Origin of the sequence: Pseudomonas sp. G2-4 (assembly GCF_030064125.1) — a bacterium.
In the GTDB taxonomy this organism is placed as follows: domain Bacteria; phylum Pseudomonadota; class Gammaproteobacteria; order Pseudomonadales; family Pseudomonadaceae; genus Aquipseudomonas.
This window is the reverse complement of the sequence record NZ_CP125957.1, coordinates 2,089,757-2,116,142: the sequence shown is the minus strand read 5'-3', so window position 1 is coordinate 2,116,142 and position 26,386 is coordinate 2,089,757. Positions and strand designations below refer to the sequence as shown.

The window sequence follows — 26,386 nt, the reverse complement described above, 5'->3', positions numbered from 1 at the left end:
CCTTAACTGAGCCTGACAGATAATGAAGGCCTAGCCGATCTGATTCGAAACGTCTGCCATATGGCGGGCGAAACAACCCTGTCTCGGAAAAACCTCCTCCGTGTATCTGTCGACAAAGGGATAATTTTCTTGAGTGTTTGACTAAAAAAACAAAACCCGGCACATGGCCGGGTTCATTTTACTGGGAGGCTAGGAGCACATCGAGAAAGCGAATTAAGTCTTTCTGACTAACCTCGTCGAGCAGCCTGAATAGCTGAACAAATTTCCGTTCACGCTCATTCAACTCAGACCATCCAATTGCTTCAGATTGATCGACATCTACCTTTTTCATCACCGACATGTGTCACTCCATTCAACACGTTCGGGCGCCCGGCACCAACATCGGTACCAACCAAAGCGCCCGGGGAGTGAGTCATTCTCAGCATGTTTGGGTGTGTCACCAGCCCATCGCAAAAAATTTTATTGCAAATTACGCCCCATCGCAGAGCGCCTGAGCACGTTGGACAATATCGCTATAGTCCATCTTGATGGATGGCATCGTAGGATTGGGCTTGGTGATGTCCTGGCCGTCCGACCAACCGCGATCTTTTGCCTGACTCCGTGCACTACCACTCAAGGCATAGACGGTCCCATCTGACGTTCGGGCCAACGCCTTGGGCGAGGGTCCAAAGCACAACAGGTCAACGCTATCAACCGTAAACGGCCAAGCGTCTCCGTAGTCCTTACTCGAAACCTCCTGAGTCCTTTCCTTGGCACCACACACACCCGAAGCGAGCATTGCCAGCGCCACTACCGATAACGTTATCCTTTTCATGCCAAAACTCCTTATTTGTTAACTGTAAAAGCCCTGAGAAGGCGCATCACCGCCCCCTTATCCTCATCGCCCAGGTTGCGTACGTGCTTCACGATTTCCAAGTCATCGTTCGACAGCTGATTTTCGCCCATAGACGAACGTTGGCCGGTCACCACATAGAGAACATCCACACCCAATCCCTCAACAGCAGCCAAATACTTGGCATCCGGTGTTCCCGCGCCCTTTTCGTAATTGATTTGAGTGGTTTTGCCGACGCCACCAGCAGCGCCTAAATCAGTCTGGCTAAGTCCCAAGCGCGACCTTTCTTCCTTCAGCCGCTCGCCAATGGTCATATTTTTTGAACCTCAAGCATTGACAGGTTCAAATATCTGAACCAATATCTTCGCACCATTACGCGAAATCACACGAATCTGAACTATGCACGCCACCTACGCACCCGAGCAAGCCTGCCAGGCCGCTAGAAAGCGCCTGGAGCTTCGAGGCATTTCCGTAAAGGACTTCGCCATTGAGAACGGCCTTCATCCTTCGACCGTTTACGCGGTGCTGAATGGACAGAAGAAATGTCTGCGCGGAGCAGCTCATAGGGCAGCGGTCCTGCTGGGCATTAAAGCTTCTGAGCCTACAAATTAGGGCCTTGGGCTCTGGGAGAAAACCAGAAGATGAAACGCCCAATACTAGCGACCAAGCGCCAAGTCATGAGCGCAGTCATTTGCGCTTACCCCGGCGGGCGCGAGTGTGCCGCTGCCCGGCTCGGCTATGAACTCAAGAAGTTCGACAACCATGTTTACGAGAACGCAGGCAGCCGCCCTCTCAGTGATGAGCAGATTCATTTGCTCGAGCAGGATGCTGGCACAACTCACTTGCCTGAATACATCGCAGCCATGTACGGCGGCATGTTCGTGCCACTTGCTAAACCCGAGACTCTGGACAACATCGACCTGTACAGCCGGTCAGTACATGCCGCTGCGAAGCGTGGTTATGTCGATCAGATCATCGCGAAGGCGCTAGAGGACGGGGTAGTTGAGCCAGGCGAGGCTGCGGCAATTCTCGGTGCTCACAATCGCTACATGGCTGCGCGCCACTCCGAAGTGCTGGCCACCATCCAGTTGCACAGCAAGGAGCGCAAGCATTGAGCACTTACAAGCTGGTCTGCCCTCACTGCCAAGACCGCATGCGTATCCGTACCAGCGAAGGCACACACATTTTTCTGCGGGTGGCCTACCTGCAATGCACCAACGAGGCCTGCGGCTGGTCGGTGCGGGCTGAGTTCGAAATGACTCATGAAATGAGCCCCAGCGGTATGGCTAACCCCTCCGTCAAGTTGCCCATCGCCGACATTGCCCTGCGCCGTGCCGCGATGAAATCCGCCAACGATCAACCCGACCTGCTCGACCAAATGGAAATGGAGTGTGCGCAATGAACCATGAAGAGCTTGACCACGACTACCGCAGCAGCATGCAGCGGGTGGCATTCGCCTACCTGCAACGGCACGAAGCGCAGCACCTGGTGGGCTCAGACCTGCTGTACGAGAACTGCGTTCGGCACATGACCACCGCGCTGGAAGTGCCGGTGTTCATGGCGCAGAAGCTGGTGCACAACGCTTGGACTGAATTGCAGGTCATCAACCAGCGCAAGTGGATCGGCGTGGACTGGGGCAACAGCCCAGGCAGCACTGTCGTCCACTTGATCGATACCCGGGCCGACCTTCGGTACCCGGTTCCGGCAAGGCTGCTGCCGCAGACCCTGCTCGCCCAGCGCGATGACGCGCTGAAGCAACACCCTCAGTAACCCCCGTTTAAACAACCCGCCCTGCCCCGCTTCCCGTGGGTTTGGGTGAGCTTTGCCCGAAATCCGAGGTGGACCATGCAAATCGACGTCGCCATCACCGCAAAACTGCCACGCGAAGAGGCCGAAGCGCTGCTGCAAGCGCTACGGAGCCAGTACGCCCAGCAGTTCAACGAGCATTGGTACGACGACCGCTTTCGCATGATCCCCGAGGGGTTGCGGCATGGCTCGTTGCTCGCGGCCTTCCCGGTTATGGCCGCGCAAAAACGCCTGATTGGCGCCCTTAAACACAGTCTCGGCGAAGTGAAGTAAGCCCCGATGAAAATGGAATACGAGTTACGCGCCGACATTCTTGACCGCCTGAAGTCCGATTACGGTTTCAAGCACAAGGCCGGCAAATACATGCGGGAAGGCAAGTGCCCTGCCTGCAATAAAAAGGAGCTATTCGCTTTCCACGATGATCCCTGGGTCATCCGATGTGGCCGTGGTAAATGCGGCCAAACCTGGCACGTAAAAGAACTCTACGAGGATCTTTTCAACGACTGGAGCACTCGCGCACCGGCCACTGAGCTGCACCCGAACGCCACTGCCCGCGCGTACCTAGAGTTCGCACGGGGCTTTCGTTTCGATGTTATTCAAGGCTGGTTTACCCAGGACTCCTACTTTTCCAATGATCTGAACGAAGGCAGCGCCACGGTGCGGTTTGCACTCGATAAAGGTGGCTACTGGGAGCGGTTGATTGACCGCCCGCACCGCTTCGGCAAGATGAAAGCCCGCTTCAAACCTGGTGGCAGCCCCCGTGGCGTTTGGTGGTGCCCGCCGTGCGTCGAGCTGCTGGATGTCAAAGAGCTGTGGATTGTCGAGGGTATCTTTGACGCCATCGCTCTGGTGCACAACGGCATTGCGGCGGTGTCTGCGATGTCATCCGGGGCCTATCCCGAGGAATCGCTTAAAGAGCTGGCCCGCCAGCGAGGCGGCAAACTGCCCAAGCTGATTTGGGCCCTGGACAACGAGCCAGGTGCTCACCGCTATACAAAGCGCTGGGTGCGTCAGGCACGAGCCCTGGGTTACGTCTGCGAAGCGGCGCAAATCCCTCAGCCCGACAGCCGCAAGGTTGACTGGAACGACCTCCATCAGCGCTGGCAGTTTGTCGAAGGCGAAGAGCAACGCGCCCAGCAAATCGAAAAAGACCTCAAAACAGCCCGCTATCACGGCGACCTGCTGCTGGCCGAAAGCGCCTCGGAAAAAGGCGTCCTGATGTACGACTGGAGCGAGCGCCACGAATTTTTCTTCGGGTTCGAAAGCCGGATGTACTGGTTCAAAATGGACCTGGAGAAATTCCACAAGGCCATGCAGTCACTGGAATCGTCCGAACGCCAAGAAGACCAGTTGCTCAACGATAAACAGCGTAGAGACAAGGCTCTGCGGCAGTGCGGCGGCGTGGTCGAAATTGCCAACTGCTACCCACAGGCTCTGTACTTTCAGCGCAACGAAGTGACCGATGAATCCTGGTACTACTTCCGGGTGGACTTCCCGCATGACGGCTGCAGCGTCAAAAACACCTTCACCGGTGGTCAGGTCGCAGCGGCCAGCGAGTTCAAGAAACGCTTGCTCAGCATGGCGGCTGGTGCGGTGTTCACCGGTAGCGGCCAGCAGCTCGACAAAATCATGAAAGACCAGCTCTACGGCCTCAAAACCGTGGAGACAATCGACTACGTGGGCTACAGCAAAGAACACGGCGCCTACGTGTTCGGCGACCTCGCAGTGCGCAATGGCGTAATCAGCCAGGTCAACAAAGAAGACTTTTTCGAATTCGGCAAGCTGCGCCTGAAGACGTTGCAAAAGTCGATCGCGATGCACATCCAGCGCGACGCCAAGCAGTACCGCAGTGACTGGCTTCCGATGCTTTGGCTGTGTTTCGGCGCCAAGGGCATTGTCGCCCTGGCCTTCTGGTTCGGCTCGCTGTTCGCCGAGCAGATCCGCGCACAGTACAAGTCGTTTCCTTTCCTGGAAGTCACGGGCGAGGCCGGCGCCGGTAAAACCACCCTACTCATGTTCCTGTGGAAACTACTGGGCCGTGAACACGAAGGCTTTGACCCATCGAAGTCAACCCGTGCGGGCCGTCAGCGGGCCATGGGCCAGGTTTCCAACATGCCGGTGGTGCTGATCGAGGGTGACCGCAACGAGCCAGACAAAGCACATGCCAAGGGTTTCGACTGGGACGAGCTGAAAGACTTCTTTGGCGGCGGCACGCTGGGCACCAAGGGGATGAAAACCAGCGGTAACGAGACCTACGAACCGCCGTTTCGCGGTGCGATTGCGATCAGCCAGAACGCCGACGTCAGCGCCTCGGAAGCCATCCTGACCCGGATTATCAAAACTCACTTTGCGCGCCCGGAAGTGACTACTGAGAGCCGTGCAGCGGCAGACAATCTCAACCTGATCCCGGTGGAACAGCTCAGCCACTTCTTGTTAATGGCCGTGCGCGCCGAAGCTCAGATCATGGCGAAATTTGCCGAACGCGTCCTGGTGCACGAACAGCATCTGCGCAAACTCAAGGACATTCGCGTCGAACGGATCATCAAAAATCACAGCCAGATCATGGCCCTGGTCGACTGCCTCTGCCTGATCTGCCCACTGAACGAAAACCAGCGAGTCACTACCCACCAGGCCCTGACCGTCATGGCCTTGGAACGGCAGTCCGCGATTAGCGCCGACCACCCGCTGGTTGCTGAATTCTGGGAAGTCTACGAGTACCTGGAGAGCCTGGGCGATGGCCCGCAGGTCAACCACAGCACTGACCCCAAGCTGATCGCCATCAACCTCAACGAATTCGCCGAGTTAGCCAGCATCCACCGCCAGAATTTGGCCGACCTCAAGACCTTGCGTTCCCTGCTGACCGAGAGCCGTAGCCGCAAGCTGATGGAAACCAACAAGGCCACGTATAGCGCAGTCCGCGCCTCTCAAAGTGCCGGCAATTCCATGTTCAACAAACCGTTAACCGTGCGCTGCTGGGTGTTCCAGAGCGCGTAACCATAGGGACGAATTAATGAGGGTGTCGGCATGAAATGGGCAGCGAAACGAAATCGAGATGGGCAGATTCAGCAGAACTGCTGGATTACCGACAGCGGCTACACCGTGGCCGAGTGCCGATTGCCCGAGTCCCGCTACCCCATCACTCGCCCAGGCGGCGAACTGCCTTTCGCATATGCGAAGGACCGGGACGAGGTCGTAGCGATCATCAAGCAAGACCTGGCCACAACGGCCTGAAAGATGGTGCCTAGGGGCTGCAACCCCTAGGCATAAACCACCCAAAGGAGAAGCACCATGCATGTACAAATCGTTACAAGCGAGGGCCAAAACGGCGCAACGAACCGGCTCAGGCATTTGACAGAGTTGAAGGCTTGGTTTGGCGAAACCTCAAAAGTCATTCATGCCGAAGCCTATGCACCTGACGGTCTGATCAAGATTCTGGAAGTTCGCGCTGCAACCGATTTTGAAATTCTGGTGCTGGAATGCAACCGGGCACAGATAGAGGCAGTTCTGCTGTGGCAATCCGAAACTGAAGAAGTTGCCGCGCTTGAAAATGTCCTTGTGCACCTGGTGCGCAGGCAAAACACAACCGGCGAAAGCCAGTAAGAAGGTGGTGCCGAGGGGCTGCAACCCCTCGACACCGACCACCCAAAGGAGAAGCACCATGCAAGTGAATCAACCCCAAGGCGGCACCGCAGAGGCTACCACAACACCGCTGACTGTCGGCGGCAAGGTCAGCTACACGGCAATCAAAGCCCAGGGTCACGGCTACCGCCTCAGTGCCCGCAATGGCGTAATAGTTGAGATCAACGGCTCGCTCGCAGTAGTTCGGGCTGGAAACGGCCACCGGATCACTCTACCGCTGACAAAGCTCACCCCGGAGGGCCAACCAAATGAGCTGATCCGCATGCTTGCGGGAGGACGGTGATCATGGCCGGCTTTTTCTACAAGTCCAGCGAGCCAGCCACCGTCGCCACTGTTCGCGACTTCTACGTCCAGAAGGACATTTTCATCGCCCAACTGGCCGTGCTCGGTTCAATGTTAGGTGGCAAGGTCGCCCCAATGCGTGACGTTGATTCCAACTTCGCCGGCGGTGTGAAACTCAGCGGCGGAGCGGAGCTTGATGTGCACTGGTGTCGCCCTGATGACCACGGATATCGCTCACTGCGTGCGGCTGCAAAGCCTGGCAAAGACGTTTCAAAGGAGGATCGAGCAGCGATTCGGGCGGAACACGAACGCCTGGTAGCAGTGTGGAAAGAGTACTGCCCCAAACGCCTGAGCGGCAGCGACTACTGGGATCGACTCGGCGTTAACACCGGCAATCTTTGGTTGTGTGGCGGTATCAAGTTCGAACTCGACGGAATCGCTTATTTCCACCTAGGTTTCCAAATCAACAAAGCCGAACACCAGGCGAAAGTCGCGGCGGGGCAACCAACCTGCGGATGGATCGACGGCGCAGTTGAGATCCTGGCCAGTGAGTACGGAACCGCACGGTTGGCGAAGTTAAAAGCTATCGAGGTGGCGAATGCCTGAGTCAGCTGGCCCCGAGCGCGAGCGTCCAACCATGGCGAGTCATCGACTTGACCTGCCAAACCGCTGCGATATCTGCGGCAACGCACGCTCCACCCGCAAGCACCAGGCATGTAGCCGTATCCGCCAGAAGCGCAAATCTGAAGAGTGGGCGGCTTTCATGGCTGAACGTGCAGCGGCCAAACAAAACAAACCGCGTCGATACGCGCACTGATATCAGTACAGGCGAAACACGGGGAGCTGCAACTCCCCCTTCGCCTCAAAGGAGAAGCACCATGCAAATCGATCAATCTCAAGACAGCACCGAAGAGGCTGCTGTTACGTGCTATCACACCCTAGTTTTCCGTGGCGCCCTCGGATCTGTTATCCCGAAAAAGGTAGATGGCGGTGAAGTTATCTCTTGGAGTCGCGGCCATGAACTGGCAGCCATGGAAGCCTTGGAAGAGTTCGTTGAAGACCTGGCCGCTGATGGCTGCTTGTATCCGGCTTCCATCACTGAGCGAGCGCAAAAAGTCCTAGACCTGATGAAACTACGGCGCGTCCATGGCTGGTATGCAGAGGCGGCGACGGTGCGTGCAGTCGAGCAAGAATTCCCCAAATGCGCCGACGAGCCCTTTAGCCCATGCGATGAATGCTTCACCGCGCGGGGTGCTTCTGATGCTTAAGCGCACCTTCACCCATTTCCATCTCTGCTGCGGGCTCGGTAGCGGTGCCGCCGGCTTCAGCGACTCCAAGCCCACTCTCGGCGCGATTCAAGCCGAATGGCGCTGCCTGGGAGGCGTTGACGTTGATCCGGCCGGGTTACGCGACTTCCAGATGATGACCGGCGTACCCGGCACGCTGATGGACTTGTTCACCCGGCAGCAGTACATCGCCTTCCATGGGCAACAGCCGCCCGCCGGGTGGAAAGAGGCTACCGCCGAGGATCTGCGCCGCGCCGCCGGCAATGAAGACCCTGACGCCGTGTTCATCAGCAGCCCGTGCAAAGGCGCATCAGGCTTACTGTCGGAAACTATGAGCCAGACGCCGAAGTATCAGGCGCTCAACGAGCTGACCCTGCGTTGTGTTTGGCTGATGTGTGAGGCTTGGAAGCACAACCCCGTGTCGCTGATCGTGTTCGAAAACGTGCCCCGCCTGGCTACCCGTGGCCGTCATTTGCTGGACCAGATCAATAAGCTGCTGCGCCACTATGGATACGCCGTAGCCGAGACCACCCATGACTGTGGCGAAATCGGCGGACTGGCCCAAAGCCGCAAGCGTTTCCTGCTGGTCGCCAGGCACGCCGAAAAGGTACCGGCATTCCTGTACGAACCAGAAAAACGAAGCCTGCGGGCCGTGGGCGACGTGCTGAGCCGTATGCCACTGGCAGGTGACGTGGAGCAGGCAGGACCAATGCATCGGGTTCCAGCATTGCAGTGGAAGACATGGGTACGCCTGGCCCTGGTTGAGGCAGGTAAGGATTGGCGCAGCCTGAGTCGGTTCGCGATCGAGGATGGCCATCTGCGCGATTTTGTAATCGTGCCGGAGTACCGCGCCGGTTATCTCGGCGTACATGATTGGCAGGATACCGCCGGAACCGTGGCCGGCCGGTCGAGCCCTACCAATGGAAAATTCTCAGTAGCGGACCCACGGCCGGCGAGCAAATTCGAATACACCCAATACGGCGTGCTGCCCTACGACCGCCACTGTGGTGTTGTCACAGGCCAACGAAGCCCTGGGCAAGGAACGTTCAGCGTGGCAGACCCGCGTATGAGCGGCGAGCGGCATAACAATGTGTTTCGCGTGGTTCACAACGACCAGGCCGCCGGCACCGTCACCGCAGGGCACGGGCCAAGCTCTGGAGGCCAGGCCGTGGCCGACCCTCGGCAACCCTCCAAGGGCTTCGGCAAGTACCTGGTAACCGACTACAGCAAGCCGGCCGGTACCGTCATCGCCGGCAGCACCACCGGGCAAGGCGCTTTTGCCGTGGCGGACCCTGCTTATAAGAACTGGCACCCAGGGGCCAGCTCGCAAAAGTTGCGCATCACCCCCTGGGATGACAACGCCAGGACCGTGACCGGTTCACAACAGGTTGCCAGCGGTGCCTTATCCATCGCTGATCCGCGCCCGGGCATGTTCCGCACCAAGGGCGACGCCTATTTGACCGGGGGTCATTACGGGGTGGTCAACTGGAAGGATCCGGCAGGCGCGGTTTCTGCCAGTGCCTGCCACGACAACGGCCGGTGGTCGGTTGCGGACCAGCGTATGCCAGCGCCCAACGACAGGCTCACCTGCATGATCACCAGCCTTGACGGCACCTGGCACCGGCCCTTCACCACGCTGGAGCTGGCCGCGCTGCAATCGCTGTTCGATCCGGAGGAGCACTGGTCAGCAGATCCGCAGACCGCGCATGAAATCCGCGTGATGCAGCGGGTTCGCAAGATCGAGGAGGCGCGGTTCTTCCAACTGGACGGTGTCAATGACGGCCTCCACCGGGAGCGGATCGGTAATGCGGTGCCACGGGCGGCGGCGAAGGCGATGGGCGACGTGTTCGGCATGACGCTGCTGCTCGCCGAGGCTGGGGAGACGTTCATGCTCAGTAATGTGTCGATTTGGGTGCGGCCGGTGGCGGTTGCGTTGAGTGTGGCTCAGCTGGAGGCCGGTATATGACCGTTTTCTTCTGCTTTACCTATGCTCAGACGCAACACGTACGGATTGCCAGGTGATACCCGCCCAGCGCTGGGCCGGCCCAGACGCCTATGAGCAATGCCTCGGCGCGGTGCCAGGGATTACTCGGGCATTGAGCGCACCGAACCGGGAGCGACATCGGTTTGTTTGCGAGATTCAGACCGACAGCGCACAGCCGGCAGGAAGTGCCGGCCGGCAGACGCTCATTCTTCAATCGTTTCGGATGTGAGGGACATCATGAACACAGCATTTATCCTGATGGCCCAGTACGACGGCCAGGCGATTATCTCGCTGGAGCAGGTTTGCCGGGACTACTTCACGCACCTGACGCCTGACATGTTTCAACGCAAGGTGATGAGCGGGCAGATCAAGATCCCCATCACCCGCCTGGAACGTAGCCAGAAGTCGGCAAAGGGAATTCATATCACCGACTTGGCTGCGTATCTCGATCTACAGCGCGCAGCCGCGGTTAAAGAGAACAGCCAGCTCAACGGGTTAAAACACGCCTTTTAAGCCACTTCATTGATGCGGCGCCCAGTTGGACGGGCGCCCTCAATATCTCTTCGTGCCATTCCCACCCTATGTAGCGGTCACCTTTGCCGCGTAGGTGTGTGTAGCGCCTCAACGAATTCCAGTCCCGATGCCCCGAAACGCTCGCCACCCGGGGGATATCCCAGTCCATTTCGAACAGACGGCTTACACCTTCGTGACGGAGGTCATGGAAGTGCAGATCTTGGATATTCAATAGCTTGCAGGCCTTCGCCCAGGACGTGGAGATTGATTCAGGGCTGTAGGGGAAAATATCTTCCCCGGCACGGGGCATAGTCTGGAGGATCTTCCAGGCCTCGTCTGGCAGGTAACACCACACGTCGTTGCCGATCTTCTGGCCTGGGTTCTTCATGTCGCGAACCAACACGCGCTGGCCGGGCTCGTCGAGGTCGTCCCAGCGAATCCGGGTTATTTCGTCGAGACGGCGAGTCGAGAACAGGGCGAAGCCCACCACTTTCATCATGTTGATGATGCTTCGACGCCGAGCCTGCATGTCCTGGTAATGCTTCATGAGCTTGCCCAGCTCGTCCAGCGTAGGGCGCCGGTCACGCTCGCGGCTTTTCAAGTTGTAGCCGAGCTTGCGCAGTACGCGCCGTGCGCCCCCCATCGCCAGAGGATCAAGCTGGTAACCCCAAGCGTCCTTGCCGATGGAAAGCACTGCGCCGAGGTGGGCCAAGTCGTTGCCGGCGGTCTGCGGCTGGACGCCTCCCCCCTCGGGACTCATCCGCCATAGCGCGTAATCGACCAGGCATTGCGTGTTGACCTGGGTATCGTCCAGCTTGCCCATGTACGTTTCGCCAATTGCCGTGAGCGTTGCTCGTTTCGTCTTGCCCAGCGGCCGGGCTTTCTCAACCTCGATCAAATACCGGTCAATCATCTCTTTGAGCGTGACGCCTTCGCGACTCGCTCGCTCAATCGCACCAGGTTCATCCAGTTCGGATTCACGCTTGCGCGCCCAGGCCTGCGCCGCCTGTTTTCGGGCGAAGGTCTGGCTCTCTTGATAGACTTGCACTCCGTCGCGCTTGATGCGGATCTGAGCCGTGTAGCTAACAGACCCATCCGCCAGTTTTCTTGCCCTGATAGTCGCCATGTCAAAAGTGGTACGCGTCAGTTTTGAAGTGGTACATCGTACCACCGAGCCCTCAAAAACGCCTGAAAACGCCCGAAATCACGCCCAGAACACGTTGAAGAAAATGCTAGATAAACAGAGCTTTAGCCCAGTAAATGCAAGGCCTACGCTGTCTCGGCGCTTTAGTGTTGCACCCATGATGGATTGGACCGACCCCCACTGCCGGTTCTTCCTACGCATCCTCTCCAAACACGCCCTGCTCTACACCGAAATGGTCACCACCGGCGCGCTACTCAACGGCGACCACGAACGCTTCCTCCGGCATCACGAAGCCGAACACCCACTGGCCCTGCAACTGGGCGGCAGTGTCCCTGCCGACCTGGCCGCCTGTGCACGGATGGCTCAAGAGCACGGCTACGACGAGGTCAACCTCAACGTCGGCTGCCCCAGCGACCGGGTGCAGAACAATATGATCGGCGCGTGCCTGATGGGGCATCCGGACTTGGTGGCCGATTGTGTTAAGGCGATGCGCGATGCGGTGTCGATTCCGGTGACGGTCAAGCATCGGATCGGGATCAATGGAAGGGACAGTTACGAGCAATTGTGTGAGTTCGTCGGGACGGTGCGCGAGGCCGGTTGCACGAGTTTCACCGTGCATGCGCGGATTGCGATCCTGGAGGGGTTGTCGCCGAAGGAGAATCGCGACATCCCGCCCTTGCGGTATGACGTGGCCGCGCGGTTGAAAGCGGACTTTCCCGAGCTGGAGATTGTGCTCAACGGCGGGATCAAGACGCTGGAGGCGTGCCATGAGCATTTGGAGACGTTCGACGGCGTGATGCTGGGGCGCGAGGCCTATCACAACCCATATTTGCTGGCCGAGGTGGATCAGCAGCTGTTCGGCAGCACGGCGCCGGTGATCACGCGGGCCGAGGCGTTGGCGCAGTTGCGGCCTTATATCGCTAATCATCTGGCCGCTGGTGGCGCGATGCATCACATCACCCGTCATGTACTCGGGTTGGGCACTGGCTTCCCGGGAGCACGACGGTTTCGGCAGTTGTTGTCGGTGGATATTCACAAGACCAAGGATCCGTTGGCGTTGCTGGATCAGGCCGGGCAATTGCTGGAAGGACGTTAACCGTCACTTGCTTTGAACCTGCGGCCGGTTTTGGCATCGTATCTACCGCTACCCGCCCCGGCCTTTCAAACAGCCGTTTTCAGGTTGTTGCCGCCGGAACCGTTGATACCTCTTCACGCCCTTGAGTGGCTGCCGGCCCTCGGGTAATGTCAACAGACCCATAGGACAGAGCACGCTCATGACTTCCAAGCTGGAACAACTCAAACAATTCACTACCGTCGTGGCCGATACCGGCGACTTCGAAGCCATCGCCCGCGTTAAACCCGTGGATGCCACCACCAACCCTTCCCTGCTGCTCAAGGCTTCGGCCATCCAGGGCTACGCCGAGTTGCTGAACGCCTGCGTCGCGGACTGCAAGGGTGACGTCGGCCTGGCCAGCGACCGTTTTGGCGTAGCGGTTGGGCAAGAGATTCTGAAGGTGATTCCGGGACGCATCTCCACTGAAGTGGATGCGCGCCTGTCGTTCGACACCGAGGCCGTGTTGAAGCGTGCGCATCGTCTGATCGACCTGTACGAAAAAGCCGGCGTTGGCCGGGATCGCGTGCTGATCAAGATCGCTTCCACCTGGGAAGGGATTCGCGCCGCCGAGCAGTTGGAGCGTGAAGGCATCCAGTGCAACCTGACCTTGCTGTTCTCCTTCGCCCAGGCCGCAGCCTGTGCCGATGCTGGGGTGTTCCTGATTTCTCCGTTCGTGGGCCGTATCTACGACTGGTACAAGAAGACCAATGGCAACGACTACACCGGTGCCGATGATCCAGGCGTGCAGTCGGTGACGCGCATCTACAACTACTACAAGGCCAATGACTACAAGACCGTGGTCATGGGCGCGAGCTTCCGTAACCTCAATCAGATCGAGCAACTGGCCGGCTGCGACCGCTTGACCGTCAGCCCGGAGCTGCTGGAGAAACTGGCCGCCGACGAAGGCAAGCTGGAGCGCAAACTGGCGCCAGGGCAAGCCGGGGAAGCACGTTTGATCCTCAATGAAGCCCAATTCCGTTGGTTGTCCAACGAGGATGCCATGGCGACTGAAAAACTGGCGGAAGGTATTCGTCAGTTTGCCCGAGACCAGGAGAAACTGGAGGCGTTGCTGCAAGCCAAGCTTTGAGCTGATTCAGCCGGCATGCAAAAAGGGCGAACCTGGTTGGGTTCGCCCTTTTTTATGCCGCTTGGCTTAAGAGATGTGGCGAGTCGACAAACGCCATCGCGAGCAAGCTCGCTCCCACAGGGGATGTCGGTTGGGCTCGATTAAGAGAATGCCACAACACCTGTGGGAGCGAGCTTGCTCGCGATGAAGCCGGTGCAGCCTACACAAAGCCCAAGGCTCAAGGCCGCTCCAGCGCATTCACCAGGTCATGGAACGCTTCACGATTGGAGTCGTTGAGCCCCATGAGGATCTTGTGGGCTTCAAGCACCTTGATCCGCACTTCTTCTTCAGACTGGTCCTGATCAGGCAGGTCGTCCAGGCATTCAGGGCATGGCACGGGATCGCCAACGATGTTGAACACCTGATCAAAGCCCATGGACTGCAGCAGGCGAGTGATGTCGTTGTGGGTGGTGACCACGGTCGGCAGCAGGCCGACCTTTTGCCGCGACAGGATCGACAGTTTGGCCAGCAGGCCCAGGGTGGTGCTGTCGATGCTGCGGGTTTCGGTCAGGTCGATCACGATGGCGCTGAAGTTCAGCGCAGTGAAGATCCGCTCAATAGTCGCATCCAGCGCCGAACACAGGGTCAGGCGCACTTCACCGACAAACTTCAGGACGAAGGTGCCGTCCTGCTCGGCGAACTGGATTCTACCGGTACTCATCAAAGATTCCTGCTCAACACTAACAGGGCGATATCATCCGGCATCTCCCCTAGCGTGGCTAATCCAAACACTTGACGCAAGCCTTCCAGGCTGCCGCCCGCTGCTCTCACCCGTTCAGGCAAGGCCGCTTCTTTCTCTTTGAGTGTAGGTTCTGTCAAAAGGTCCAAAATGCCATCAGACATCAGCGTCAGGCTGAATACTGGCGGCAATTCCAGTACGTGGTCTTCGTAGACAGCCTCATTGAACAGGCCCACCGGCAAACCACGCCCTTCCAGATAACGAACACTGTCTGGTGTATACAACACAGGCAACGGCAGGTGACCGCCGATGCTATAGGTCAACAAACCAGTCTCCTCGTCGATGACCCCACCGACCATTGTGACGTGTTTGCCCAGCTTACAACTGATCAGGCCTCGGTTGATATGCCCAAGGACTTCTGACGGCTTGAATTCTGGCAACGTGCCGTTGCGCTTGGATTCGAACAACAGGCGCGTGGTCATGAACTTCAACAGAACCGTCACGAATGCCGAGGAAGCGCCATGGCCGGAAACGTCCGCCAGATAGAACGCCACTCGTCGCTCATCGACCCGGAAATAGTCCACGAAATCCCCCGACAGGTACAACGACGGGATGATCTGGTGGGCAAAGCGGAAATCGTCGACGGTCCAAGGGCTGACCGGCAGCATGTTCATCTGCACCTGACGCCCGGCGTTCTGGTCTTCCTGCAACAGGTTCAAGCTGGCTTCCAGCTCGCGATTGGCGGTTTCCAGCTTTTCGCGGTAGCGCTGGTTTTCCACCAACAGGCGCGAACGGTCCAGGGCCCGGCGCACCGAGTGCTCGAGCACAGCCAGGTCTTCGAGGGGCTTGATCAGGTAATCCGCCGCGCCCAGGCGCAACGCCTCGACCGCGTCGTTCATCACGCCCGCGCCCGAAACCACGATCACCGGGGTCTGCGAGGAGATCTCGGTGACCTGGCGAATGAGTTCGAGTCCGCCCATCTGCGGCATGCGCAGGTCGCAGATGACCAGGTCGGGCTTGTCTTGCTCGAATACCTGAAGACCCTGTTGGCCATTACTGGCCTGCAGGACGCTGAAACCACTGTCTTCCAAGTAGGCCGCGAGGCTGGCTCGCACCACCTCGTCATCATCGATTATCAGCAGCGTGGCACTGGTTTTTGGCATGTGGGCAAACGGCGCCAGAATTAGGTTGGCGTAGCGGGCTGAGGCAATTGACCTGGCACGCACTACTGGATTCGCTTTCTAGCCTCTCTGTCGTACCGGCTTCAGGCTTTTGCCCTACGCACAGTTACATCAAAGGTGCCCTTCTAAGGCGCAGACGGTACTCCCATCCGCGGGGCGTTTCAAGCTCAGGCAGATAGCCGCTCGCCGTCTTTATTTGTCAAAGCACAGAGAGTTATAAGAACCGAGCGAAGCGTAACTCAATGGAAGGATCAAACCGGCGCAAACACCGCCTCAAAGCAAAGAAGGCGGCCTTTTTGGCCGCCTTCCGGGTGTATGAGTCGAAATCAGAAATCGTCTTCGACCTGGCCATCCTTTACCTTGAATTCGCGGTTTTGCAGGAAGGCGTTGCGCAGGAATACATATTTGTCGCCGGTCACCATCTTCTCGGCCGACAGCAGGCTGGCGCGGGTGTCGATGACGTTCAGGCCTCGAATGGAGTTACGCACCGACACGTTATCGATATAACGATACGGGGCCGTGTAGTCATCGACCAGCTTGGCCGGCGCGTCACGCAAGGTGCTTGGACCCAGCACCGGCAGCATCACATAGGGACCGCTGCCCACCCCCCAGTAGCCCAGAGTCTGGCCAAAGTCTTCATCGCTGCGCTGCAGGCCCATCTGGGTGCCGACGTCGAAGAAGCCCAGCAGGCCAAAGGTGGTGTTGAAGATCAAACGGGCCGTGTCGACCCCGGCAGCGGCCGGCTTGGCCTGCAGCACGTTGTTGGCCAGGTTGCCCACGTCACCGATGTTGCGGAACATGTTATGGATGCCGTCTTCGAGAAACTGCGGCGTCACATACTGATAACCCTGGGCCAATGGCTTGAGCGCATAGGTATCGAGGGTGTCGTTGAAGGTGAAGATCGGACGGTTGATGCTTTCCCAAGGATCTTCTTCCGTAGCGGCCTGGGCAGCGAACGGAACCAGCAGGACGCCGGCGGAAAGACACAGCTGAGCTAGACGATGGCTCCAGCGCATAAGGGAAAACTCCTTGGATTGTTCAGGCAAGGGCGCCGAGCCCAGGCGGTAAGCTGGCTAGTATAAGGCGGAAAAGTCCTACTGGCAGCATCCAAAAAAAGAAGCCGATTCTAGGCCCCCTCTGTCAGTTGGGGGCCGACACCTCACTGTCACCGGGCTGTCATGGAGGACCGTTAGGCTGCTGGTTATTTCAAGGATGTTCCCATGCCCCGCGCCGAAGCCCTGCCCCTCCCCGCTCCCAGCCTGACCGCCGTACTGTTTGGCCTGAGTGGATGCCTGGTGGATTTCGGGGCGCGCATTCGTCAGCCAGGGGCAACGCCGGTCGAGCATGCGCAACCGACGCTTGGCGCCCTCGAATGTTTGCATCACTTGCAGCGTCAGGAAATTCCCTGCGCCTGGCTCGACGAACTGCCACCCGCCACCGGCCATGCCCTGGCCGCCTCGTTACCGGGCTGGATCCAACCGCCGCAACTTCCAGCAACAAATAATCCATGGCCGGCGCCTCATGCCTGTTGGCAGGCCTTGATGGCACTGAACGTCCAGCAATTGGACGGTTGTGTATTGGTCAGTGGCGAACCCAGGCTGTTGCAGTCAGGGCTCAACGCGGGTTTATGGACCATTGGCCTGGCGTCCTGTGGTTCGCTGTGCGGCCTGGCGCCTGCCGAATGGCAGGCGTTGAACCAACAGCAACGGGAAACCAAACGCGCCAAGGCCACCGTGCAACTGTTCGGCCTGGGCGTGCATTCGGTCATCGATCATCTGGGCGAACTCGACACCTGCCTGGCCGATATCAGCCTGCGCCGACTCAAAGGCGAGAAGCCATGACCGGGATCATGCAGGGTGCGTGAGGGTGGATTACTCTTAAGGCAAGCCATGGACTTTTGACGTGCCGTCGCGGTCCATGGCTGTGCCTATCAATAAAGGGAGTACGCCAATGCCTGCCCGCGAATTGCAAGAACAGCTCAACACACTGCGCGAGCAATTGGAACAGAATCCACCCCTGTCCGAAGCCGAACGCGCCGACCTGCAGGCGCTGATGGAACAGATCGAATTTGAGCTTGAACTGGAAACCAAAACACCGGACACCAACCTCGCCGACAATGTGAACCTGGCCGTCGAACGCTTCGAGCTGGAACACCCCACCCTTGCCGGGACCTTGCGCAACATCGTGCAAGCCTTGGGCAATATGGGAATCTGACCCCCGCCAAACGCAAAAAGCCCCGCTATCGATAGCAGGGCTTTTTGGGAGCGAGCTTGCTCGCGATAGCGGAGTTTCAAGCAACATCAATGTTGAATGGACTGGCCTCATCGCGAGCAAGCTCGCTCCCACAAACGCTCTTTATTGCCGGACCAATCGGTGATTCGGCAATTGCACCGCTTCGGTACTGCGATACGGATTGATATCCAGCCCACCCCGACGCACATACCGCGCATACACCGTCAACTTCTCCGGCTTGAGCAAGCGTTGCAGATCGAGAAAGATCCGCTCCACGCATTGCTCATGGAAATCCGAATGCTGGCGAAAGCTGACGATGTAGGCCAACAGGCTGGCGTGGTCCAGGGCCGCGCCGCGATACTCCACCGCTACGCTGCCCCAATCTGGTTGGCTGGTCACCGGGCAGTTGGACTTGAGCAGATGGCTGTGCAAACTTTCCTCGACGATGCGTGAATCATCGCAACGCAGCAGTTCCGGACGCGGGTGCTCGTACGAGTCGACACTGATGTCCAGGTCGTCGATGCATGCACCGGGCAGCGCCACGATGCCTTCGCTTTCCACATCCTTGAGGCTGCGAATCCGCACGCCCACCGGCTTCCCGGCCGCCGCCGACAGGTCCTGGCGCAGGGTGGCTTCCAGGCTTGCGGTATCGGTGAACTGGGTCTGGTTCAGGGAGTTGAGGTACAGCTTGAAGGATTTGGATTCGATGATATTCGGCGAATCCGCAGGAATCGCAAACTCACCGATGGCCACCACTGGCTTACCCGACGGCAACAGCCACGACAGTTCGAAACAGTTCCAGAAATCCACGCCCTTGTACGGCAAGGTCTCGGCCGTCAGGCCCAATTCCGCCCATTTCGCGGCGCGCGGGATCGGAAACAGCAGTGACGGCGTGTACGTGGCGATGTATTCGCTGGATTTACCCAGCGGCGAATGTTCGGCTGCGGGATGCATGACGGAAACCTGACTGAAGAATCAGCGGATTCTATCAGCCTTTGCCGCAGCCTTTGAGTGCTTACTGACTGACAGTCAGGTCGCCCTTCATCCCGGCCTGGTAATGACCGGGGACATTGCAGGCAAATTCAAGGCGTGTAGCCTGGGTGAATGTCCAGGTCAGCTCGGCGGTTTTACCCGGCTCCACCAGTACGCTATTGGGGTCGTCGTGTTTCATGCTGGCCTGATCGTGGTTCATGGCGCCATGATCCATCCCCGGCTTCATCGCGGTCGGCGTCATCTGTCCGCTCTGCTGCATCTTGAGCATTTCCTGCTGATGTTCGACGTGCATCGCGGCGTTGCCCAGGTTGAATTCGTGGAGCAACTGTCCTTTGTTGATCAGCACGAACCGGACAGTCTCCCCAGCCTTGATATCAAGCGCACCGGGATCGAACGTCATGTCCCCCATTACCACATCAATATTGCGATTGGCTTTGGCCGCCGGTGCTGGCTGGCCGAAATCGAAATGGCCCGGCGACGCCCACGTGGGCGTACTCAGCACCAGTGTAAAAGCAGCCAGGATCAAGCGGTTTCCCATCAACATGTCCATACTCCTATCAGATTCGGCTTGTGGGAAACTCTATCCGTGTGCAACTGCCAGTCGGCTGACACCTTGATTACAACTTTGTCAGCTTGCGCCATGACCCTGCCCGTCACGGTATAACGCCTACGTTCAAACCCTGCCTTGAGCCGCCCATGAAACTGCTGATCGTCGAAGACCAAACGAAAACCGGCCAATACCTGCGCCAGGGCTTGAGCGAAGCCGGGTTTAACGCCGACCTGGTGGCCGATGGCATCACCGGCCAGCAATTGGCCTTGAGTGGTGAATACGCCTTGCTGATCCTCGACGTGATGTTGCCCGGTCGCGATGGCTGGCAGATTCTGCAAGCCGTCCGCGGGGCCGGGCTGGATACACCCGTGCTGTTCCTCACGGCGCGGGATGCAGTACAGGATCGGGTGCACGGCCTGGAGTTGGGCGCCGATGATTACCTGGTCAAACCTTTTGCTTTTTCCGAACTGCTGGCGCGGGTGCGCAGCCTGTTGCGCCGGGGCAGCTCGACACCCCAGGAAACCAGCCTGCAACTGGCGGACCTGCGTCTGGACCTGATCCGCCGCCGCGTCGAACGCAGCGGTCGGCGCATCGACCTCACCGCCAAGGAGTTCGCCTTGCTGGAAATGCTCCTGCGCCGCCAGGGCGAGGTGCTGCCCAAATCCCTGATCGCGTCCCAAGTCTGGGACATGAATTTCGACAGCGACACCAATGTCATCGAAGTCGCGATCCGGCGCCTGCGCATCAAGATTGACGATGACTTCCCCAGCAAACTCATCCACACCGTGCGCGGCATGGGCTATGTGCTTGAAGAGCGCAGCCTGTGAGGGGTCAGTGGTCGCTGAGCAGCCGCCTGGCCCTGCTGTTCGCCGCCTGCACGGCGGTGGTGTCGTTGTTTGCCGGAGTACTGTTCAGCCGCGGCAGCGAGGCGCACTTCATCGAATTGGACCAGCAACTGCTGGAAGGCAAGCTGATCGGCCTGCGCCGCACCCTGCAAGACCTCGACGCCGAGCAGACCCAAACCCGCCTGGAAGATGAATTGAGTCGTCAGGGCGACCTGGCGCTGCGCATCAATGGCAGCGATGGCGTGCGCTGGTACGACAGCTCGATCCGGATTCCTGCTCAACTGCCGGAGCGTCCCGGCCTGTCCACCCTCAGCGATGGCGACAGCGCTTACCGCGTGTTGAACGCACCGCTGTACCCCGACCGACCCAATTCGCCGCAACTGACGCTGTTGCTGGACATCACCCATCACCAGCACTTCCTGCAACGCATGCAGCACCTGATCTGGCTGACCGTGGGCCTCTCGGCCCTGGCCACCGCCCTGCTCGGCGCGTGGGCCGCCCGACGGGCCTTGCGCCCGTTGCGACGCATGGGCGCCATCGCCGGGAGCGTCTCGGCCCGCTCCCTCAACGCCCGACTGCCTGAAGAGCAGATGCCTGCCGAACTGGCGGAACTGGCCCACAGCATCAATGCCATGCTCGGACGACTCGACGACGCCTTTCAACGACTCTCGGCGTTCTCAGCCGACATCGCCCATGAGTTGCGCACGCCGCTGTCGAACCTGCTGACCCACACCCAGGTCACCCTCACCCGCGAGCGACCGCTGGAGGATTACCGCGAGGCCTTGCACAGTAACCTCGAAGAACTGCAATGGATGGCGCAGCTGGTCAACGACATGCTGTACCTGGCCAAGGCCGACCACGGCCTGCTGGCACCCAACCGCGAACCGCTGGAGCTGGCAGCGGAAGTCGACGTGCTGCTGGAGTTCTTCGCGCCCCTGGCCGAAGACGCCAACGTCCACTTGAGCCGTGAGGGCGAAGGCTGCATCGAGGGTGACCGCAGCATGTTGCGCCGGGCCCTGTCCAACCTGCTGGACAACGCCCTACGCTTCACCCCCAGAGACGGTGAAGTGCGGGTGCGGATGGTCGATGAGGCTCACCGGGTGTGCGTCAGCGTGGAGAACAGTGGCGAGGGGATTGCGGCGGACTTGCTGCCGCGCCTGTTCGACCGTTTCTACCGTGCCGATCCGGCTCGTCAGGAAGGTAGCAGCGAACATGCGGGGCTGGGACTGGCGATAACGCGCTCGATCATTCGCGCCCATGGCGGGCAGATCCGCTGTGAATCAGCCGATGGCTGGACGCGGTTCTTGATTGAGTTGCCCAAAGCCGGCCAGCCCTGACACAACCCCTGTGGCGAGGGAGCTTGCTCCCGCTGGAGTGCGAAGCGCTCCCAAAAAATCTGAAAGCCTGCACATCATCCAGAATAAGCCCGCCGCTTTTGGGGCTGCTGCGCAGCCCAGCGGGAGCAAGCTCCCTCGCCACGGGGGGGCTGGCTGCGGCGTATCAGGAATACCGCAACGCCTGCGCCGGCTCGATCTTCGCCGCACGCCACGCCGGGTACACGGTGGCGAGAAAGCTCAGGATGAACCCAGCGGAACAGATCAGCAGCACATCGCCACGCTGCAGCTCCGACGGCAGGTTGCTGACGAAGTACACATCGGAACTGAAGATGTGCTGCCCACTGACCCGTTCCAGCCAACCCACCAGGGCGCTGACGTTCAACGCCGCAATCACCCCCAGCACGCCACCGATCAGGGTGCCGACCACACCGATCACCGTGCCCTGGACCATGAAGATCGCCATGATCTGCCGCGGCGTGGCGCCGATGGTGCGCAGGATCGCGATATCCGCGCCCTTGTCGTTCACCACCATGATCAGAGTGGCAATGATGTTGAACGCCGCCACCGCGACGATCATCAGCAACAGCAAGCCAATCATGGTTTTTTCCATTTTCATGGCACTGAACAGGCTGCCCTGGGTGTGGGTCCAGTCATCGGCTTTATAGCTCGCGCCGAGCCCCGCCGCGATGTCGCCAGAGACTTGCGGCGCGGCATACAGGTCTTTCACCGCCAGGCGTACGCTCTGCACCTGGTTCGGCTGCCAATGCTGCATCTGCGCGGCGTCGGCCAGGTGGATCAGGGCCATGGAGCCGTCAAGTTCGGCACCGACCTTGAACACGCCTACCACGTTCAGCCGCTGCATCCGCGGGGTAATACCACCGGGAGCAGTGCTGATTTCCGGCACGATCAGGGTGACTTTGTCGCCGACGTTCAGGCGAAAGCGTCGGGCGGTGATTTCGCCGATCACCACGCCATACTCGCCCGGTTTCAAGGCGTCGAGACGGCCCTGGACGATATGCTGGGCCACGATGGATACCTTGCCTTCCTGGGCCGGATCAATGCCGCTGATCTGGATCGGTTGCATCGAACCCTTGTGGCTGAGCATGCCTTCCATCTCGGTGAACGGCACGGCAGCAGTAACTTCGGGATTTTTCAGCGCCGCGGCGGCCACCGGTTGCCAGTCGTCGATCGGATTGACACCGACGATGGTGGCGTGGGGCACCATGCCGAGGATGCGCGAGCTCATTTCGCGCTGAAAGCCGTTCATCACCGACAACACCACGATCATCGCCAGCACACCCAGGGCGAGGCCGATCATCGAGGTCATGGAGATGAACGAAACAAAGCGATTGCGGCGCTTGGCGCGGGTATAGCGCGTGCCGATAAAGATCGATAACGGTCTGAACATTCGCGGGGCACCGTATAAAAATAAAAGACCCGGCGTTTGTCACAAACGCCGGGCTTCGGGCGGTCAGATGGGCGTCAGGCAACCTTCCTGCAAATGCAGGACGCGGTCCATCTGCCGGGCCAGGTTCATGTCGTGGGTCACCACCAGGAACGCGGTGCGCATCGACGTACTGAGTTCCAGCATCAAGTCCTGAATGCCTTGGGCGGTGTGGGAATCGAGGTTGCCGGTCGGCTCGTCGAGCATCACCAGGCCAGGCTTGTTGACGAGCGCCCGGGCAATCGCCACGCGCTGGCGCTCGCCACCGGACAGTTCGGCCGGCTTGTGCTCCAGGCGATGACCCAGCCCGACCCGTTCCAGCAAAGCCGTAGCGCGCTGGCGGGCTTCGGGAATCGCGGTCCGACCGATCAACAGCGGCATGCAGACGTTTTCCAGCGCGGTGAACTCGGGCAGCAAATGGTGGAACTGGTAGACGAAACCCAGGGAACGGTTGCGCAGCAGGCCGCGGGCCTTTTCGTTCAGCGCCGAGAGCTCTTCGCCTGCCAGCCAGACGCTGCCGGCGGACGGCGTATCGAGGCCGCCCAGCAGGTTGAGCAAAGTACTTTTGCCCGACCCGGAGGTGCCGACAATCGCCACGCGCTCGCCAGGGTGCAGCTCCAGCTGCAGGCCCGACAACACCACCACCGACTCCGGGCCTTCCTCGTAGGATTTACCCAGGTTGCGGCAGCTCAAGATTGCTTTTTCACTCATGCCCGACTCACTCATAACGTAACGCCTCCGCAGGCTGGGTGCGCGCGGCACGCCAGGCTGGATACAGGGTGGCGAGGAAACTCAGGACCAACGCGGCGCCGCAGACCATCAACACGTCATCTGCCTGCAATTGCGACGGCAAGTAGTCGATGAAGTACACGTCGGCGTTGAGAAACTTGTGCCCGATCAGGCCTTCGAGGGCGGCAATCGCGGCGCTGACGTTCAACGCGGCGAACATCCCGACCAAGGCGCCGACAACCGTGCCAATCACGCCGATGACGGTGCCCTGGACCATGAAGATGCGCATGATCTGTCCCGGCGTGGCACCCAGGGTGCGCAGGATGGCGATATCACCCTTCTTGTCGTTCACCACCATCACCAGCGTGGAAATGATGTTGAACGCCGCCACAGCGACAATCAGCAACAGCAGCAGGCCGATCATGGCTTTTTCCATGCGGATCGCCTGGTACAGGTTGCCATGGGTACGGGTCCAGTCCCGGGCGTAGTAACGGTCTTCACCGAGCTGCTGGGCAATGGTCCATGCGACGCGCGGTGCCTGGAACAAGTCGTCGAACTTCAACCGCAAGCCCTGGACCTGATCCGGTTTCCAGCGATGCAGGCGCGCCAGGTCCTGAAGGTTGGTGACGCCCAGGTAACCGTCCAGTTCTCCGGCGCCAACATGGAAGATGCCGACCACGGTAAAGCGCTTCATGCGCGGGAACATGCCACCGGGTGTCACGGTGACTTCCGGCGCGACGAAGGTCAGCTTGTCGCCGATGGCCACGCCGAGCTTGGCCGCGGCCTTGTCCCCAATGACGATGCCGAAGCTGCCTGGCGCCAGGTCATCGAGCTTTCCCTGCTGCATGAAGTTGTCGATGATCGACACCTGCCGCTCAAGCCCGGGATCGATGCCATTGAGCAATACCTTCGAAACCTTGCCGTTGTTGGTCAGCAGCCCCTGCATCTGGGTGAAGGGCGCAACGGCCAGCACCTGCGGGTTTTGCTTGACCTTGGCGGCCAGGCTCGGCCAATCGCTGATGGCTTCGCCGGACTCAAGAGTCGCGTGGGGCACCATGCCCAGCACGCGGGTGCGCATTTCATGATCGAAGCCGTTCATCACAGACAGCACGACAATCATCACGACCACGCCAAGGGCCAGTCCGATGATGGACGTCAGGGAAATGAACGATACAAAATGATTGCGACGCTTTGCACGGGTATAACGCGTGCCGATAAATACGAAGAGAGGTCTGAACATGTCGGGGCTTGTTCGGAGGGAAAAGGAACGTCCTTGTGGCGGGGGTCACAAACCAGCTTTACACTCAGACCACCGCCGCTACCATGGGTTCGCCATGTCGACATTAGATGAAGAAGATCGCCGCGAATACTACCGTATCGAGGACACGATCGCACTGGAAATTCGGCCCCTCTCCATTCCTGAAGCTGCTGACCAGGAAGTGTTGCAGGATGCTTCTCCACTGTTCAACCTGCTCAGTGAACTGCACCTGAGCGAATTCGAATCACAGCACCTGCTGCGCCAGATCAGCGAGCGCGAACGCAGCGTCGCCGCGTACCTCAAAGCGATGAACAAACGCATGGACCTGCTCAGCCAGGTCATTGCCCTGACCGTGCTCGGCGAAATCGGCGAACCGCAACCGGTGATCATTTCCGAAGGCGGCATCGACTTCCAGTACCCCAGCGCCATCGCCGTTGGCGCGCACCTGTCGGTCAAGCTGGTGCTGATGCCGCAGGCCCTGGGCTTGCTGCTTCGGGCACGGGTCACACACTGCGACCCAAAGGGCGACGGCTACGACGTCGGCACCGAGTTCGAGCGCCCCACCGACGCCCAGCGTCAGTTGCTCGCCCGCTACATCCTGCAGAAACAGGCGCAAGAACGTCGCCAGGCCCGGGAACTGAACGAATCAGGTATCAATAAGGAAGAACCGTGACCCTCATTTATGGCCACCGCGGCGCCAAGGGCGAAGCACCGGAAAACACCCTGACCGGCTTTCAGGAGTGCCTCAAGCACGGCGTGCGCCGTTGCGAGCTGGACCTGCACCTGTCCATGGACGGCGAGTTGATGGTGATCCACGACCCGTCCCTCAAGCGCACCACCGATCGCCGGGGCAAGGTGGTCGAACATACCGCCGCCGAACTGGTGACCTACGACGCGCGCAAGGGCGGTCCAGGCTGGATCAAGCCGTGCCCGATTCCGCGCCTCGAAGAGCTGTTCGAAAAGTGCGATTTCGAGCACTGGCAACTGGAAGTCAAAAGCGCTTCGCGCACCCGGGCCGCCGCCACGGTGCTGGGAATCCGCGAAATGGCCCAGCGTTTCGGCCTGCTGGACAAGATCACCATCACCTCCAGTTCCCGGGAAGTGCTCAAGGCCGCCCTCGACCTGACCCCAGATATCTCCCGCGGCCTGGTGGCCGAATACGCCTGGCTCGACCCGCTAAAGGTCGCCCAGAGTTATGGCTGTGAGATTCTGGCGCTGAACTGGACCTTGTGCACGCCGGAACGCCTGATCAAGGCGCAGCGTCAAGGCCTGCATGTGTCGGTGTGGACCGTCAACGAACCTGCGTTGATGCGCAGGCTCGCCGACTTTGGCGCTGACAGCCTGATTACAGACTTTCCCGGTTTGGCCACTGCCACCCTTGGGAATTGCTGAAATCGGTCTCCCCGGCCGGC

General features: G+C 59.4%; 33 protein-coding genes. 21 read left to right on the top strand and 12 right to left on the bottom strand.

The annotated features are described in order from the left end of the window. Positions 1–178: 178 nt before the first annotated feature. The 3 genes from QNH97_RS09435 to QNH97_RS09425 form a co-directional block, all read right to left on the bottom strand. A complete protein-coding gene (locus QNH97_RS09435) occupies positions 179–340 on the bottom strand; it encodes a hypothetical protein (protein ID WP_283556578.1) in 162 nt (53 codons plus the stop codon). Between the two features lie 129 nt (positions 341–469). Next, positions 470–814, bottom strand: a complete 345-nt coding sequence (locus tag QNH97_RS09430; protein ID WP_283556577.1) for a DUF2511 domain-containing protein — start codon at positions 812–814, stop codon at positions 470–472. Between the two features lie 11 nt (positions 815–825). Next, positions 826–1,146, bottom strand: a complete 321-nt coding sequence (locus tag QNH97_RS09425; protein WP_283556576.1) for a helix-turn-helix domain-containing protein — start codon at positions 1,144–1,146, stop codon at positions 826–828. 85 nt (positions 1,147–1,231) lie between these two features. Here QNH97_RS09425 and QNH97_RS09420 point away from each other — a divergent pair, with 85 nt between their 5' ends. The 13 genes from QNH97_RS09420 (at position 1,232) to QNH97_RS09355 (ending at position 10,342) form a co-directional block, all read left to right on the top strand. After that, on the top strand, positions 1,232–1,444 hold the full coding sequence (locus tag QNH97_RS09420) for a DNA-binding protein (protein WP_283556575.1): 213 nt from the start codon (positions 1,232–1,234) through the stop codon (positions 1,442–1,444). A gap of 29 nt (positions 1,445–1,473) precedes the next feature. Beyond that, positions 1,474–1,947, top strand: a complete 474-nt coding sequence (locus QNH97_RS09415) for a YmfL family putative regulatory protein (protein WP_145132741.1) — start codon at positions 1,474–1,476, stop codon at positions 1,945–1,947. Continuing rightward, a complete protein-coding gene (locus tag QNH97_RS09410) occupies positions 1,944–2,234 on the top strand; it encodes an Ogr/Delta-like zinc finger protein (RefSeq protein WP_283556574.1) in 291 nt (96 codons plus the stop codon). Before QNH97_RS09415 ends, QNH97_RS09410 begins: the two co-directional genes overlap by 4 nt. Further along, a complete protein-coding gene (locus tag QNH97_RS09405; protein ID WP_208667033.1) occupies positions 2,231–2,602 on the top strand; it encodes a hypothetical protein in 372 nt (123 codons plus the stop codon). Before QNH97_RS09410 ends, QNH97_RS09405 begins: the two co-directional genes overlap by 4 nt. A gap of 75 nt (positions 2,603–2,677) precedes the next feature. After that, the gene (locus tag QNH97_RS09400; protein ID WP_283556573.1) at positions 2,678–2,911 is read left to right on the top strand and encodes a hypothetical protein; all 234 of its coding nucleotides are present in this window, start codon (positions 2,678–2,680) and stop codon (positions 2,909–2,911) included. A 6-nt stretch (positions 2,912–2,917) separates the two neighbouring features. Continuing rightward, a complete protein-coding gene (locus tag QNH97_RS09395; protein WP_283556572.1) occupies positions 2,918–5,632 on the top strand; it encodes a toprim domain-containing protein in 2,715 nt (904 codons plus the stop codon). A gap of 30 nt (positions 5,633–5,662) precedes the next feature. Continuing rightward, a complete protein-coding gene (locus QNH97_RS09390) occupies positions 5,663–5,869 on the top strand; it encodes a hypothetical protein (protein ID WP_283556571.1) in 207 nt (68 codons plus the stop codon). 57 nt (positions 5,870–5,926) lie between these two features. Continuing rightward, on the top strand, positions 5,927–6,238 hold the full coding sequence (locus QNH97_RS09385) for a hypothetical protein (protein ID WP_283556570.1): 312 nt from the start codon (positions 5,927–5,929) through the stop codon (positions 6,236–6,238). Between the two features lie 58 nt (positions 6,239–6,296). Continuing rightward, positions 6,297–6,560: a hypothetical protein gene (locus QNH97_RS09380; protein ID WP_283556569.1), complete on the top strand. Its 264-nt coding sequence runs from the start codon at positions 6,297–6,299 to the stop codon at positions 6,558–6,560. A 2-nt stretch (positions 6,561–6,562) separates the two neighbouring features. Next, complete coding sequence (locus tag QNH97_RS09375) at positions 6,563–7,165, top strand: Mu-Gp12 family protein (RefSeq protein ID WP_283556568.1); 603 nt, start codon at positions 6,563–6,565, stop codon at positions 7,163–7,165. Between the two features lie 272 nt (positions 7,166–7,437). Beyond that, complete coding sequence (locus QNH97_RS09365) at positions 7,438–7,827, top strand: hypothetical protein (RefSeq protein ID WP_283556566.1); 390 nt, start codon at positions 7,438–7,440, stop codon at positions 7,825–7,827. Further along, positions 7,820–9,811, top strand: a complete 1,992-nt coding sequence (locus QNH97_RS09360) for a DNA cytosine methyltransferase (protein ID WP_283556565.1) — start codon at positions 7,820–7,822, stop codon at positions 9,809–9,811. The genes QNH97_RS09365 and QNH97_RS09360 overlap by 8 nt, the downstream gene beginning before the upstream one ends. 255 nt (positions 9,812–10,066) lie before the next feature. Beyond that, positions 10,067–10,342, top strand: a complete 276-nt coding sequence (locus tag QNH97_RS09355; RefSeq protein WP_024778225.1) for a pyocin activator PrtN family protein — start codon at positions 10,067–10,069, stop codon at positions 10,340–10,342. Here QNH97_RS09355 and QNH97_RS09350 read toward each other — a convergent pair. Continuing rightward, on the bottom strand, positions 10,317–11,468 hold the full coding sequence (locus tag QNH97_RS09350) for a site-specific integrase (protein WP_283556564.1): 1,152 nt from the start codon (positions 11,466–11,468) through the stop codon (positions 10,317–10,319). The genes QNH97_RS09355 and QNH97_RS09350 overlap by 26 nt on opposite strands. A 103-nt stretch (positions 11,469–11,571) precedes the next feature. On the opposite strand from QNH97_RS09350, the gene dusA reads away from it, so the two are divergent. Then, positions 11,572–12,582, top strand: coding sequence for a tRNA dihydrouridine(20/20a) synthase DusA (gene dusA / locus QNH97_RS09345; protein WP_283557451.1), 1,011 nt, complete (start codon positions 11,572–11,574; stop codon positions 12,580–12,582). 178 nt (positions 12,583–12,760) lie between these two features. Further along, a complete protein-coding gene (gene tal, locus QNH97_RS09340) occupies positions 12,761–13,687 on the top strand; it encodes a transaldolase (RefSeq protein WP_283556563.1) in 927 nt (308 codons plus the stop codon). Between the two features lie 217 nt (positions 13,688–13,904). On the opposite strand, the gene rssC is transcribed toward tal, so the two are convergent. The 3 genes from rssC to QNH97_RS09325 form a co-directional block, all read right to left on the bottom strand. Continuing rightward, complete coding sequence (gene rssC, locus QNH97_RS09335; RefSeq protein WP_025212773.1) at positions 13,905–14,387, bottom strand: anti-sigma factor antagonist RssC; 483 nt, start codon at positions 14,385–14,387, stop codon at positions 13,905–13,907. Further along, on the bottom strand, positions 14,387–15,568 hold the full coding sequence (gene rssB, locus QNH97_RS09330; protein WP_283556562.1) for a two-component system response regulator RssB: 1,182 nt from the start codon (positions 15,566–15,568) through the stop codon (positions 14,387–14,389). Before rssB ends, rssC begins: the two co-directional genes overlap by 1 nt. A 344-nt stretch (positions 15,569–15,912) precedes the next feature. Beyond that, the gene (locus QNH97_RS09325; protein ID WP_283556561.1) at positions 15,913–16,602 is read right to left on the bottom strand and encodes an MlaA family lipoprotein; all 690 of its coding nucleotides are present in this window, start codon (positions 16,600–16,602) and stop codon (positions 15,913–15,915) included. Between the two features lie 204 nt (positions 16,603–16,806). On the opposite strand from QNH97_RS09325, the gene pcrP reads away from it, so the two are divergent. Beyond that, a complete protein-coding gene (pcrP, locus tag QNH97_RS09320) occupies positions 16,807–17,427 on the top strand; it encodes an HAD superfamily inactivated hydrolase PcrP (RefSeq protein WP_283556560.1) in 621 nt (206 codons plus the stop codon). A 109-nt stretch (positions 17,428–17,536) separates the two neighbouring features. After that, positions 17,537–17,800 (top strand): DUF4404 family protein, encoded by a 264-nt coding sequence (locus QNH97_RS09315; RefSeq protein WP_283556559.1) that lies wholly within the window; start codon positions 17,537–17,539, stop codon positions 17,798–17,800. Between the two features lie 141 nt (positions 17,801–17,941). Here QNH97_RS09315 and queF read toward each other — a convergent pair whose 3' ends face one another. Together queF and copI are read right to left on the bottom strand one after the other, a co-directional pair. After that, on the bottom strand, positions 17,942–18,772 hold the full coding sequence (gene queF, locus QNH97_RS09310) for an NADPH-dependent 7-cyano-7-deazaguanine reductase QueF (RefSeq protein ID WP_283556558.1): 831 nt from the start codon (positions 18,770–18,772) through the stop codon (positions 17,942–17,944). Positions 18,773–18,833: 61 nt separating this feature from the next. Then, positions 18,834–19,355, bottom strand: a complete 522-nt coding sequence (gene copI, locus QNH97_RS09305) for a copper-resistant cuproprotein CopI (RefSeq protein WP_283556557.1) — start codon at positions 19,353–19,355, stop codon at positions 18,834–18,836. A 152-nt stretch (positions 19,356–19,507) separates the two neighbouring features. On the opposite strand from copI, the gene QNH97_RS09300 reads away from it, so the two are divergent. Continuing rightward, positions 19,508–20,188 (top strand): heavy metal response regulator transcription factor, encoded by a 681-nt coding sequence (locus QNH97_RS09300; protein ID WP_025212766.1) that lies wholly within the window; start codon positions 19,508–19,510, stop codon positions 20,186–20,188. Then, positions 20,185–21,543, top strand: a complete 1,359-nt coding sequence (locus QNH97_RS09295; protein ID WP_283556556.1) for a heavy metal sensor histidine kinase — start codon at positions 20,185–20,187, stop codon at positions 21,541–21,543. Before QNH97_RS09300 ends, QNH97_RS09295 begins: the two co-directional genes overlap by 4 nt. A 163-nt stretch (positions 21,544–21,706) precedes the next feature. Here the strand turns inward: QNH97_RS09295 and QNH97_RS09290 are convergent, their stop codons facing one another. From QNH97_RS09290 to QNH97_RS09280, 3 genes are all read right to left on the bottom strand, one after another. Further along, positions 21,707–22,951: a lipoprotein-releasing ABC transporter permease subunit gene (locus QNH97_RS09290; protein ID WP_283556555.1), complete on the bottom strand. Its 1,245-nt coding sequence runs from the start codon at positions 22,949–22,951 to the stop codon at positions 21,707–21,709. A gap of 63 nt (positions 22,952–23,014) precedes the next feature. After that, complete coding sequence (gene lolD / locus QNH97_RS09285) at positions 23,015–23,698, bottom strand: lipoprotein-releasing ABC transporter ATP-binding protein LolD (RefSeq protein WP_185045809.1); 684 nt, start codon at positions 23,696–23,698, stop codon at positions 23,015–23,017. 7 nt (positions 23,699–23,705) lie between these two features. Further along, a complete protein-coding gene (locus tag QNH97_RS09280; RefSeq protein WP_283556554.1) occupies positions 23,706–24,956 on the bottom strand; it encodes a lipoprotein-releasing ABC transporter permease subunit in 1,251 nt (416 codons plus the stop codon). Positions 24,957–25,050: 94 nt separating this feature from the next. On the opposite strand from QNH97_RS09280, the gene QNH97_RS09275 reads away from it, so the two are divergent. Continuing rightward, complete coding sequence (locus QNH97_RS09275; protein ID WP_283556553.1) at positions 25,051–25,647, top strand: PilZ domain-containing protein; 597 nt, start codon at positions 25,051–25,053, stop codon at positions 25,645–25,647. Next, positions 25,644–26,366: a glycerophosphodiester phosphodiesterase gene (locus QNH97_RS09270; protein ID WP_283556552.1), complete on the top strand. Its 723-nt coding sequence runs from the start codon at positions 25,644–25,646 to the stop codon at positions 26,364–26,366. Before QNH97_RS09275 ends, QNH97_RS09270 begins: the two co-directional genes overlap by 4 nt. The last annotated feature ends 20 nt before the right edge of the window (positions 26,367–26,386 follow it).